Source organism: Halodesulfovibrio sp. MK-HDV, assembly GCF_009914765.1.
Taxonomy (GTDB): Bacteria; Desulfobacterota; Desulfovibrionia; order Desulfovibrionales; family Desulfovibrionaceae; genus Halodesulfovibrio.
In genome coordinates, this window is sequence record NZ_WYDS01000003.1 from 163,076 (window position 1) to 175,626 (window position 12,551).

13 protein-coding genes are annotated in these 12,551 nt (G+C 44.9%); 4 read left to right on the forward strand and 9 right to left on the reverse strand.

The window, feature by feature from the left end; genetic code table 11:
- Positions 1-61 precede the first annotated feature (61 nt).
- From MKHDV_RS03405 to nifH, 9 genes are all read right to left on the reverse strand, one after another.
- The gene (locus tag MKHDV_RS03405) at positions 62-1,417 is read right to left on the reverse strand and encodes a nitrogenase component 1 (RefSeq protein ID WP_160712272.1); all 1,356 of its coding nucleotides are present in this window, start codon (positions 1,415-1,417) and stop codon (positions 62-64) included.
- The gene (gene nifE / locus MKHDV_RS03410; protein ID WP_160712274.1) at positions 1,410-2,798 is read right to left on the reverse strand and encodes a nitrogenase iron-molybdenum cofactor biosynthesis protein NifE; all 1,389 of its coding nucleotides are present in this window, start codon (positions 2,796-2,798) and stop codon (positions 1,410-1,412) included. Before nifE ends, MKHDV_RS03405 begins: the two co-directional genes overlap by 8 nt.
- A gap of 50 nt (positions 2,799-2,848) precedes the next feature.
- Positions 2,849-3,304, reverse strand: a complete 456-nt coding sequence (locus tag MKHDV_RS03415) for a GNAT family N-acetyltransferase (RefSeq protein ID WP_160712276.1) — start codon at positions 3,302-3,304, stop codon at positions 2,849-2,851.
- 3 nt (positions 3,305-3,307) lie between these two features.
- Entirely contained in the window at positions 3,308-3,613 is a 306-nt protein-coding gene (locus MKHDV_RS03420) for a ferredoxin (protein ID WP_160712278.1), read from the reverse strand.
- A gap of 82 nt (positions 3,614-3,695) precedes the next feature.
- Positions 3,696-5,069, reverse strand: a complete 1,374-nt coding sequence (nifK, locus tag MKHDV_RS03425) for a nitrogenase molybdenum-iron protein subunit beta (protein WP_160712280.1) — start codon at positions 5,067-5,069, stop codon at positions 3,696-3,698.
- Positions 5,070-5,084: 15 nt separating this feature from the next.
- Complete coding sequence (gene nifD, locus MKHDV_RS03430; RefSeq protein ID WP_160712282.1) at positions 5,085-6,722, reverse strand: nitrogenase molybdenum-iron protein alpha chain; 1,638 nt, start codon at positions 6,720-6,722, stop codon at positions 5,085-5,087.
- A gap of 17 nt (positions 6,723-6,739) precedes the next feature.
- Positions 6,740-7,114, reverse strand: coding sequence for a P-II family nitrogen regulator (locus tag MKHDV_RS03435; protein WP_160712284.1), 375 nt, complete (start codon positions 7,112-7,114; stop codon positions 6,740-6,742).
- Between the two features lie 4 nt (positions 7,115-7,118).
- On the reverse strand, positions 7,119-7,466 hold the full coding sequence (locus tag MKHDV_RS03440; protein WP_160712286.1) for a P-II family nitrogen regulator: 348 nt from the start codon (positions 7,464-7,466) through the stop codon (positions 7,119-7,121).
- A gap of 85 nt (positions 7,467-7,551) precedes the next feature.
- Positions 7,552-8,382 (reverse strand): nitrogenase iron protein, encoded by an 831-nt coding sequence (nifH, locus tag MKHDV_RS03445; RefSeq protein ID WP_160712288.1) that lies wholly within the window; start codon positions 8,380-8,382, stop codon positions 7,552-7,554.
- Positions 8,383-8,777: 395 nt separating this feature from the next.
- On the opposite strand from nifH, the gene MKHDV_RS03450 reads away from it, so the two are divergent.
- From MKHDV_RS03450 to MKHDV_RS03465, 4 genes are read left to right on the forward strand one after another with little or no spacing between them, the layout of a single operon-like run.
- Positions 8,778-9,884 (forward strand): LeuA family protein, encoded by a 1,107-nt coding sequence (locus MKHDV_RS03450; protein WP_254060401.1) that lies wholly within the window; start codon positions 8,778-8,780, stop codon positions 9,882-9,884.
- Between the two features lie 32 nt (positions 9,885-9,916).
- Positions 9,917-10,669, forward strand: a complete 753-nt coding sequence (gene modA, locus MKHDV_RS03455; RefSeq protein ID WP_160712290.1) for a molybdate ABC transporter substrate-binding protein — start codon at positions 9,917-9,919, stop codon at positions 10,667-10,669.
- Positions 10,662-11,417, forward strand: coding sequence for a molybdate ABC transporter permease subunit (gene modB / locus MKHDV_RS03460; protein WP_160712292.1), 756 nt, complete (start codon positions 10,662-10,664; stop codon positions 11,415-11,417). Before modA ends, modB begins: the two co-directional genes overlap by 8 nt.
- On the forward strand, positions 11,377-12,330 hold the full coding sequence (locus tag MKHDV_RS03465) for a hypothetical protein (protein WP_160712294.1): 954 nt from the start codon (positions 11,377-11,379) through the stop codon (positions 12,328-12,330). Before modB ends, MKHDV_RS03465 begins: the two co-directional genes overlap by 41 nt.
- The last annotated feature ends 221 nt before the right edge of the window (positions 12,331-12,551 follow it).

The following is a 12,551-nucleotide window of genomic DNA, read 5'->3' on the forward strand; positions in this document are numbered from 1 at the left end:
TTCTAAAATCTATTTGACAAATTTATTTGGTAACCATTTTATTTAAATAGAGTTTTAATTGTTACAGATAACCATATCCAACAGGGCTGTCGTTCTGTTTTTTTTCAATAAACGCGTTTATGATGCGGTCAAGCAGAGCAAGAGTACCTTCATATCCAATGTGCTTTATTCTTTGTCCACCAAATCTGTCATGGATCGGAAAACCGACGCGAATCATAGGGATATTCCAAGCTTTTGCGTACTGGTATCCTTTGGAATGACCAATAAGAATATCTGGTTTTAATTCTTCTGCTCGCGCTGAAATATCAAAAAAGTCTACACCTTCATGTACTTCAGGCATGCATCTCGCTACATCTTTCGTGACGGCTTCTATGTGAGTTTCTAATTTTTTGCCGTGGGAACCTGTTCCTGCCAGAATGACATCGATGCCTATTTCAGCCAGAAATGAACTGAGTCCGACCACGAGATCTTCTTCTCCATATACGACGGCACGTTTCCCAAATATGTACTTGTGTCCGTCAACGAAGGCGTCTACAAGCCTGCCACGTTGCATTACATACCGGTCAGGCATTGTTTTTCCAGATATGGCACTAAGGGTTTCAAAGAAGACGTCATTTTCACGTAACCCCATTGGTAAACCGATACGGTAATTCGGAGTCTTAAATCTGTCGCGCAAACTAATGCCGCCAGTTTTTTTAGGGAGACAGCGACCGAACTCAACAGTTGCCTTAGCACCGGACATTGTTTTGATTTCAGAAAGAGGGGTGCCACCTGATGGAATTTTGGCATAATCTTCCAGTGTGATCCCATCTAATGTTTCTGAAATGTCAGGTAATATTGTCGGCTTTATTTCAAAATCGGCGCAGATATCTTTCAGGTGCCGAATGTCTTCACAGGAAACCATGTTAGGAAGAATATTGACTGAATGTTTTTCTGGAGCCTTATCGAGGCATAGCTGCTCAGCTATGGAGTGAATTGCACCGTGCCAACCGTCGGTATGTGTACCGCTATAGCTTGGTGTGGAAACGTGTACTATTTCCGGCAGTGGTAATTCTCCAAATTCGTTTTTAAATTCTGAAATAAACATGGGAACGTTGTCGCCAATTGTTTCTGTAAGGCATGTTGTTGCGATACCAACCACTTTGGGTTCGTATTTGATCATTACGTTCAGGATGCCTTTTTTTAAGTTGGGACCGCCGCCGTAAATAGCGTTTTTTTCGCCGAGAGCAGAAGAGGCGATGTCTATTGATTCGCGAAAGTGGCTGATAATGTAGCGGCGCATATATGTTGCGCACCCCTGAGAGCCATGCAGAAAAGGGATGCTGCCTTCTACTCCACGGAAAGCCATTGATGCGCCTAAAGGAGTGCACAGCTTGCAAGCATTTGTGGTGGATACATAATTACTGGTGTTAGACATTGCCCGCCTCCTTTTTCACTTTCTTGTTGTGGTTCGCACGCCTTGGAACAAAATTCCACACAGGGCTCATTACTGAAGAGTGCACTTCTTTTGCAAAATTTAGCATCCCCTCGAAACCACCAAGCGCTTCTTTTCGTTCATGGTTATGGTCACAAAAGCCCACACCAAGCTTGTATGCGATGGGACGTTCTTTTACGCCACCCACAAACAGATCTACATTCTTTTCCTTAATAAAATCTGCCAGTTCTAGTGGGTTGGCGTCATCGACTAAGATAGTGTCAGGATCTGAAATTTCCGCCAGTTCTGCGTAGTCCTCTTTTGTGCCTGTTTGAGAACCGCACATTACAACCTTCATACCTAAATGGCGGAATGCTTTAATGAGTGAGAACGCTTTAAAAGATCCACCAACATACATGGCAACCTTTTTACCTTCCAAATCTCTACGATAGCGGGCAAGCTCCGGCATAAGTGCAGACAATTCTTCACGGACCAGCGTTTGTGTTTTTTCGACGATACTTGGATCGGCATCTTTAAAAAAATCTGAGACTTGATATAAAGAGTCTGCCATGTCCTCGATGCCAATGTACGATACCCGTATGAATGGAGTTCCGTACTTTTCCTGCATCATTTTCGCTAAATCCAAAGTTGCACCTGAGCACTGAACAAGGTTGAGTGACGCCCCGTGGCAGCGCCCGATATCTTTTACGCGCCCGTCACCGGTGATGTTGGCGACGACAGTAATTCCCATTCGTTCAAAATATTTTCTGATAATCCAAATCTCGCCAGCCAAGTTGAAGTCACCAAGAATATTGACTGATAGTTTTGGAATGTCAGAAATGTCTTGAGTTCCAACAAGCTTGAACATGGCTTTGCAGGCTGCGAGATATCCGGCACGTTTGTTGCCTTTAAATCCTTCAGACATAACGGGCAAAACAGGGATACCTTTTTTCAGGCTCATGGCTTTACAAACCGCTTCTAAGTCATCGCCAATGATACCGACTATGCATGTTGAATAAACAAAAGCAGCTTTTGGACTGTGCCTGTCTATAAGCTCATCAAGAGCCGCAGTAAGTTTTTTTTCACCGCCGAAAACAACATCAAGCTCTTGCAGATCTGTTGAAAACGAAAGTCTGTGGAGTTCCGGACCACTCGACAGTGCTCCGCGAATGTCCCACGTATAAACTGCACAGCCAATAGGGCCATGAACAAGGTGCAATGCATCAGCAATAGGGTAGAGCACAACTCTTGATCCGCAGAAGACGCATGCTCGCTGGCTTACAGCTCCGGCAAGGGATTCTTTGTTACATGCTATTTCAACAGGATTGCCATGACCTGTACGATGAACCTGGTTTCTTCTTTCTTCTAAAATGGCTTCACTCACTGTATTCCCCTTAGTTGATACATCGAAAAATCACATCTTGTATGTTTAGGTTAGTGGTGTTTTGAGAGGCACACTAACTGCGTTTTGTTCCAGTCTCTTGCTTTATAGAAGCCTAAGGCCGTTGCATTGGTTGCATCAGCCAAAAGCTGAGAGCGTTTTGCTCTGTGCTTTTGAGCAAAACTGTTAATGCCCTGTAAAAGTAAACTTCCAATTCCAACATGTTGGTAATGGGGGTGCACAACGACATCTTCAACGAGTAGGGAGAAACCACCTTCCGCTGTTGAAACAAGCAATTGCCCTGTGCACATCCCCACATTTTTATTGTTCAACTCTGCCACAAGGACGCATGAGGAAGGCGAATGTAGCAGGAGTTTTAATCCGTTCTGCTGTTTCACCGCATCGCTTTTAAAGTCGGCTTCAATGGTGAACAGTATCCGTAGAAGGTCACACAGCTGAGGAATATCGCCTTCGGTGGCTTCGCGTATGGTCACATGTGGCAGGTTCATTCTTTACGATTCCATCAGATATTCTTCGCACGGGTTTCCGTCTTCGAGAGAGTCCAAAATTGCGTCAATTGCTTCTTCAGAATCTACGCCTTTGTACCACCAGTTTTCTGGTTGAATAACCATGACAGGACCGGCTTCACATTGTTTTAAACATGTGGTTGCAACAACAAGGGCGTCCAATCCTCGATCGAGAGTTTCTTCTTCAATATATTGCAAGAACCCATCGGTCTGCTTGTGGCAAATGCCCTTCGGGCTGCCCGCAGCGCGAAAGCTTTGGCAGCATATCAGCATTCTTTCAGGAGTGGCCATTGCATTGTCCTTTTTTTGCGTAATGTTGAGTACGTATCCTGCACAACAGAAGCGTGTGCAGGTACGTTTGTTATGTGCGATGCTACAGAACCAACTCAAAGGTCTCTTGAGGAGCGTCGCGGTCTTTGCGGGCTAATAGAAGGTCGAGAACTTTTTCTAATAAGCGCAGCCCGCCTTTGTAACCGACTGTCGGGAAATACTGATGACCCTGTCTGTCCAGAATCGGGAATCCCCAACGAAGGAACGGGGTGTCTTCGTCACGAGCCATGTACTTGCCGTAGGTATTGCCAATAATAAGATCTACAGGCTCGTTCTTCATCCACTGATGCATGAGGAACATGTCGCCTTTTGCCTTAACTTTTACTTCAAATGGCATATCCGCTGTGATGGCTTTAATTCGCTTTTCGAATTTTTTCCCCGGTGTACCTGTCACAACATATGCTGGGTACATATCAATGGAGCGGAGGAATTCGCACATTGAAATTACCTGATCAGGATCACCGAAAATGGCTACCCGTTTTCCGTAGAAGTACTGGTGCATGTCCGAAATTAAATCCACAAGCTGGCCACGTTCTGTGGTGATGGATTCCGGAATGCTTGCACCGGCAATGGTACGTAACGTATCAATAAAACGGTCTGTTGCGGCCAAGCCGAAAGGCATGTCCAATACAGTACAAGGCACTTTGCGTTTTGCATCCAACCAGCGTGCTGCATCAGCCGAGCACCATTCTCCAAGGGCAAGAGTTCCTGTTGCCTGTCCGGCTTCTTTGAGTTCCTCTACAGTGACACCACCATTCGGGAACATGTGGTATTCGCCGGTAAGAGGGGCGTTAAGAACTCCGGAGGTGTCCGGAAATAGGGTGATTTCAACACCGATGAGTGTTGCAAGGCGCTTAATTTCTTCCATGTCGCTAGGTTCTACCCAGCCCGGAATGATGTTCACCTTGCCGTTTTTTTTGTCTGTTTCTTCTGCAAGCTGCGCCATCGCTTTAACCATGTTGCTAAAGCCTGTAACGTGAGAGCCAACATAGCTTGGTGTTGGAGCACCGATAATGGTTTTGCCTTCAGGCACCTTGCCTTCGGAAATGGCTTTGGCTGCAATCTGTTTAAGATCGTCCCCAATGGTTTCAGACAGACAAGTGGTGTGCACTGCGATTACTTCAGGATCGTACACCGTGAAGATGTTGTTAATGGCCTGAATCAAGTTTGCCTGACCGCCAAAAACTGATGCACCTTCTGTAAAAGAGCTTGTGGCTGCAGAAATAGGCTCTTTGTAATGACGGGTCAGTGTAGAGCGGTGGTAGGAACAACACCCTTGCGAACCGTGGCTATGTGGAAGGCAGCCTTTAATACCCAGCGCGGCATACATTGCACCAATAGGCTGACATGTTTTTGCGGGGTTAATAGTCAGAGACTTACGCTCTGCTACCTCTGTAGGTGTATGTCTGAGTAACATTCTATTTCTCCCTGCTTATTCCCATACGAACGTAGCGGTTAGTTCCGGATTTTCCTGCCAAGGCGCTTTCATGTAGCTCCAAACCTTGCTGTTCACGAGGCGGTCGATTTCTTCATAGAAGTTTACGGCGCCTTTAAAACCGGCATATGGTCCGCCTGAGTCATAGCTGTGCAGCTGCTTCATTGGGATACCAAGCTTCTGGATGGAGAATTTCTCCTTAATTCCAGCGCAGAACAGATCCGGTTTTAAGAGCTCAACAAGCTTTTCCGCCTCATACTGGTTAAGGTCATCAATAATGATGGAACCTTTGTCCAAGTCCGGGTTGAGTCCGTCATAATGGCGGAATTTAAATCCTGCATCTTCAAGGGCTTTAAACTGTTCAGGAGTTTTTCGTGCCTTGTATTCATCTGCCGAAGGCTTGATTTCCAGCTCCTCGATGTTACGGGAGTCAGCATCAATTTTGATGCCTGGAATGACTTGTCTGCCTTCATAGTCATCTCTATGGCCAAACTCGTATCCGGCAGAAATTGTTTTCATACCCAGTTCGGCAAAAAGGTCGTTGTAATGGTGAGCGCGGGAACCGCCGACGAACAGCATGGCTGTTTTGCCTTTGGTGCGCTCTTTCACATCATTAATGACAGCTTCAACTTCAGGCAGTTCTTCAGCAATGACGTCGTTAACTTTCGTCACTAATTTGGGATCGCCAAAGTATTTCGCGATGTTTCTTAGTGAATCGGCTGTGCTTTTTGCGCCAATGAAGTTCACTTTAATCCACGGAATTCCGTATTTGGTTTCCAGCATGTCCGCCACATAGTTGATGGAGCGGTGGCACATTACGCAGCTGAGGTCTGCGTGCTGGGCTGATGCAAACTGGTCGTACGTGGAGTTACCGGAAAACGTTGCGATGTTTGTAATGCTGCACTTTTTAAGCAGTCTGTCGATTTCAAAACCATCCCCGCCGATGTTGTATTCACCGAGAAGGTTGATTTTGTATTTGCCTTCTTTGGGCTTTTTGTTTTCACCAACGAGGTGTGTGAAAACCTGGTTGTTCGCAATATGGTGACCGGCAGACTGGGATACCCCTTTGTACCCTTCACAGGAAAAACCGAAGACGTTACAGTCACCGAATTTTTCTTTCATCTTGCGAGAAACAGCATGAACATCATCACCGATAAGTCCAACGGGACAAGTGGAGAAGATGCAGATGGCTTTGGGGTGGAAAAGGTCGTAGGCTTCCTGAATGGCAGCTTCCAGTTTTTTTTCACCGCCAAAAATGATGTCCTGATCCTGCATGTCTGTTGAAAAACAGTAAGGGATGTAGTTGTCACCATCAGCGCCGGGATCTGTCTGGTTACGTCGTGTTAACCATGAGTAGAATCCGCAACCGATAGGGCCGTGAGTAATGTTCACAATGTCACGGGTAGGCCCCATGATAACGCCTTTACAACCCGCATAGGTACAACCGCGCATGGTGATAATACCGGGGATGGTACGAACGTTAGCAACAATTTCCGGCGGTGCTTCACACTCTGTTGCTTCGTTGATCATTATCTGTTTGGCGCGTTTTCGGGCAACTTTTGGAGGGTACTTTTTAAGAAGTTCCTCTTTCAGGTCTGTAGGTTCCCACTGCACCAATTTTGGTTTGATACTCATTTTAGTCTCCTTGGTGCTTACGCTATGGATTTTTCGCCATGTTCGCCTGATCTGACACGGACAGCGTCATTAACAGGACAGACAAAAACTTTGCCATCGCCGGGTTTACCTGTCTGATTGGTAGCAATAATGGTTTGAACTATGGCGTCCACTTCAACGTCTTGAACGACTGCTACCAAAACTCGCTTAGGATAGAGTTTACCCTTTTCGCCGAGCACGGCTGCGGCTTCTTCATATCCTTCTTCCATGCCTGCCAGAACTTTTTTGTTAACGAAGCCTTTGCCTCTGCCCTGAGCCTCAAATGCATAGAATGCATCCACCCCAAGCTCTGTAAGAGCTTTTTTGGTGCGGTTCATCATATCCATACGCAGAATTGCGGTAATCTCTTTCATGCGACTAGCCCTCCGCTGCAGGAGAAGCTTCTTTGATACCAGAACTGATCGTGTATACGTCTTCAACTGCTGTGACGAATATTTTGCCATCGCCGAATGCGCCTTTTTTGCCAGAGCGTGCTGCGTCCATAATCGTTTCGATCAGATCATCTTTATCTTCAGCTTTGACAACGCAAAGCAGCATGACTTTAGGCAGTTCGTCATAGGTGACTTCACCAATTTTAATGCCCCGCTGCTTACCGCGTCCTGCAACGGAGAATTTTGTTACCGCAGGGAAGCCCTTATCCATAAGCTCCTTGAGCACCTCATCCACTTTTTCAGGGCGAACAATCGCTTTAACCATAATCATCATATTCTTTCTCCCCATGCAGTTTATGCATTGTGCAATGCAGTTGATTGAAGACCAGTTTGTTGTGCGTGTGGTGCGGAGTTGGCGTCTAACTTATTTCCATAAGGCCAAAGTCAACGAGCAGACTTTCCAGTTCTTCAATTTCTAAAGGAGTCGGGATGACGAACATTTCGTTTTTATCAATGGCATCAGACAGTCCACGGTATGCATCTGCCTGCGGCACGGCATCGTTCCATTCGAGAACTGTTTTTCTGTTGATTTCTGCACGCTGGACGTCGTTGTCACGCGGAACAAAATAAATCATCTGTGTTCCAAGTTTGCGGGCGAATTCTTCAATCATCTCTTTTTCGTTATCAACATTACGAGAGTTACAAATGAGACCGCCAAGGCGAACGCCGCCGGACTGGGCGTATTTCATGACGCCTTTGCAAATGTTGTTTGCTGCATACATGGCCATCATTTCGCCAGAACAGACGATGTAGATTTCTTCGGCTTTGCCATCTCGAATAGGCATTGCGAAACCGCCACACACAACGTCACCAAGAACATCATAGAAAACGTAATCAAGGTCTTCAGACTCTTCATAAGCACCGAGGTTTTCGAGCATGTTGATGGAAGTAATGATTCCGCGACCTGCACAGCCAACACCCGGCTCAGGGCCACCAGACTCTACGCACCATGTGTTGCCGAACCCTCCTTTACGGATATCTTCCAATTCCACATCTTCACCTTCTTCACGAAGTGTATCCAACACGGATTTCTGCTGGAGGCCTCCGAGCAAAAGGCGGGTTGAATCTGCTTTAGGGTCACAGCCGACAACCATAACTTTACGTCCCATCATGGAAAGCCCTGCTACTGTGTTCTGGGTAGTAGTGGATTTACCAATTCCGCCTTTGCCGTAGATTGCTACTTTTCTCATTTTAGTCTCCAAGTCTGTTAGGGTCCTGTTTCAACTATGTGCTCTATAAAGCGAAAGGTGTGCCAAACAGACTTTTTAAATAAAAGTATTTTAAAAGCAGATAGTTATCTATTTTACGTACATTTTTGTGGATAGATTTGGATATGTAGGAACCTACAAAAATGTCTTCAAAAATGTAGGAAGCTACAAAAAGGTATGCATAATTAGGGATGAGTTCTCTGTAGATAGGCAATAAGCGTATGATCTGCTGTAATATCTACGTTGGCACTATTAATGCTTATGTTGAATGGTAGTGTTGTTTCTATCTAGCGTGTCTATAAATGCATTCAGTATTCTTATAGAGGGAAGTTCTATGTTATTAGATACTACTTTAAGAGAAGGAGCTCAGCTTTTTGGTGCCTATTTCGATAGTAATACACGAAAAAAAAATATTTTCTGGCTTATTGCAGGTCGGTGTAGATGAAATAGAGTTGGGATGGGTAGGGCAAAGTGATTTGGCGGATTTTGTAGCGTATGCTCGAAAGAAAAAAGTAACTGCGAAACTGAGCGTATGGTCGCCGTGCAGAGAGGCAGACATTCGTACCGCTGCGCAGTTGTCTGTAGATCGAGTGAACATTGGTGTTCCATCATCTGATCTGCATATAGAAAAAAGATTATCCACTCAGCGAGAAGCGTTATTACAATCTCTTGCAGAAAATATTGAAATCGCAAAAGAGTGCGGCATTTCTTATATTTCCGTCGGACTTGAAGACGTGTCGAGAGCTGACGAATTGTTCGCATTACGCATGGCATTAGTTGCAGAAAAACACGGAGCATCCCGTGTACGGCTTGCAGATTCCTTGGGACAGCTAACTCCGCTTGCTATGGTGCGACTGATTAGCAGATTCCGTGATGCACTTAGTGTAGATATAGCTGTTCATTGTCATGACGATTTTGGCATGGCTACGGCAAATTCGATAACTGCTCTTCAGAGTGGCGCAGACTACGCTGATGTAAGTATTTTAGGTGTGGGTGAGCGTTCAGGAATAGCTGCAACGGAAGAGTTGGCGGCATATTTAGCAGTAAAACAAAATGCGACTGAGTATGCACCACGGGTACTTAAAGGACTGTGTGAATTTGTGGCTTCTGTAGCGCATGTTACGATTCCGCGCACAAAGTCTATTGTGGGGAAAGATGTTTTTGCTTGTGAATCAGGTTTGCATGTGCACGCGTTGAGTAAGTCTCCTGATTTATTTGAGCCATATGATCCAAAGGAAGTGGGCATTACAAGAAAGATGCGTGTTGGAAGCAAGAGTGGCAAACGTGCTGTTTTGATAGCTCTTAATGAGTACGGGCTGGTGACTGACGATGGCTCTCTTGCTCAAAGAGATATTGAAGATGTGACCAAAGCTGTGAGTCAATTGTCCCGTAAGTTGGAGCGCCCGTTAACTGAAGATGAAGTTGGAGATGTGTGGAAGAGTGTCATGTGTCGTGCAAAACCTCCTGTAACGGCTGTCTGTTAAATCAAAATGAAAATTCGATGAGGTGAACTATTATGCTAAAACAAGCTCTTACTTATAACACAATATGCATGTTGATCCTTATTGCTGCGGTGCACTTAAATGCAGCAGAAAGAGTGGATAACGTATCTATAGCTTGTTCGGCTAACTTCACAGACACGCTTAAAAAATTAAAGGTTGAGTATGAGAAGACAGGAGCAAAAGTTACGTGTGTCTTCGGGGCGACAGGGATGTTGTACGGACAAATCATAAATGGTGCGGCGTATGACCTTTTCTTAGCAGCGGATGAAAAGCGTCCTGCCATGTTATTTGATAAAAATCTTGCGCTGGAACCAAAGATCTACGCCAAGGGCACCGCGGTCTTATGGTCTATGAAAAAAGAGCTGAAGAGGCTGCCTACATGGGAAGATGTGCTTGTTTCTTCTGACCTGATGCATTTAGGGATTTCGAATCCAAAGACCGCTCCATATGGAGCAACTGCGGAAGCCTCGTTGCGGGCGGCAGGTTTGTACTCAAAAGTTGAGTCGAAAATTGCTTTTGGAAAAAGTGTCGGCACGGCATTCCAGTATGGATATACCGGTGTAGCAGACGCGACATTTATTGCATTATCGCAAGCTCTTTCAGAGAAAGGCATGCATGGAAAATATTGGGGTATCCCAAAGTCTGCAAAAATTAATCAGGCTGCTTGCGTCATACGGTCTGGGAATGTTGAAGGTGCTCAGAAATTTCTTGAATGGATTGAAGGTAAAGAAGCTCGTTCTATCTTAAGGCGGTACGGTTATGAGTAGTGAAGATATTAGCGCCCTATGGGTAACGTTCAAGCTTGCGACAATTGTTATGATTGTGTTGCTGGTGGTATGTGTACCTATTGCATACTTGCTGGCAAAAGGCAGGTTTCGGGGAAAACGTTACATTCAGGCCGCCTGTAACTTGCCAATGGTATTGCCTCCAACCGTACTAGGTTTCGGGCTTTTGTTTGTAATGGGACCTTATTCTGTGATTGGCAGTTTTTGGAAATCACTAACAGGCTCTTCTTTAACGTTCTCTTTTTTCGGACTTGTTCTTGGTTCGTTATTGTACAGTTTGCCCTTTGGGATCTTACCCATGCAAGCAGCGTTCGAAAAAATAGATGATGACCTCATTGAGGCAGGGCGTGCTTTAGGGCTCTCAAATCTTCAAACGTTCTTTTACGTTGTGCTTCCTAATAGTCGTGGTGGCCTTGCCGCGTCTGCTGCTCTTATTTTTGCCCATACAGTGGGAGAATTTGGTGTTGCGCTGATGATTGGTGGTTCTATTCCTCATGAAACCCGCGTGATATCAATCGCTATTTTTGAACATACAGAAAGCATTAACTACGAGGCGGCGGCGATACTTTCTTTGGTCTTACTTGTTGTCAGCTATATCTCGCTAGTTTTCATAGGGAAAAGCTCAACAGGTGAGGTTGGAGGACATGTGCGGGCTCGCAACAACAATACTAAAAAAAAGGAATTTCCTTATGGCACCGTGCAAACCGTATGCATCAGAACTTTCGACTAGTGAAAATATTGAGCTGTACGAAAATGGAAGCGTTGCCGCGTGTTCGATTGTAGCACCGTGCATAGTTGAAACGCAGGCTGGAAAGCTTACTCCCCAATATTCAACAGATGATTTGCGTAAGAAAACTCTTCAAGCGGTTTCATTTTACCGGAGCGGGGCATTGCGCTCCTTACCGTTAGAGACTCAGAGTCCTGTACTCACTCCGATAGGTGAGATAGCTGCTGAACTAGTCACTTTTTATGAGAGTGGCGCAGTGAAAAGGGTGTTCCCCCTTAATGGCAAACTTTCCGGTTATTGGGGAGAGGACGACGAGATGTCTCTTTCAGAGAACCTTACTATAGAGATAGCAGGAAGCAATCTAACAGCACGATGTATCAATATCAGTTTTTATGAGCATGGAAGCGTGGAAAGCATTACTCTTTGGCCTAAGGAAAATGTCTTACTAAAGACCCCTATTGGGGAAATGCAAATTCGTACAGGGATTAAATTCAGCCATACTGGTAAAATTCTTTCCGTAGAGCCTGCCGTTCCTACTTCAGTAGAAACATCAATTGGAAAAGTAACTGCATACGATAATGATGTAGTCGGAATTATAGGTGACAATAATTCGTTAGTTTTCTCTGAAAATGGAGACCTTCGCAGCATCACAACTATGCATACAAAAGTTGTTGCTACAGCTTTAAACGGAAAGAAAAGTGAAGTTTCCCCAGCGACGCGCGAAAGTTTATGCGGGAATGAAGATAAAGAGTTCGTTCCTATGGTGATAGAATTTTTATCGAAAGGAATACGGGTAACAACCGAGCCCGGTGGTTCGTCGCGAACCTTTAGTTATGACGAGTATGACATTACGTCACAAACATATCATTCTGAGTTGGAAACAGCTTTGGGGTTGGCAAGCTCTTGTTCGATGTAATTTTCTTGGTAAACAGTGTAAGTTTTCGGCATTTTTAATTCTGATCTTTTTGAATGGAGTCGACGATGACTATAATGCCGAATGCTATTTTTTCTGAAACTGGAATGGGTAAAAGTTGTTGGCAGGTATAAGTTAAGTGTAAATTTCTATGGTTTTCATGTCGATAATGCTGTCTGTGCATTTTTTAATGCCTTGTAAATAAAGGAATAAGCAGCTTTTGT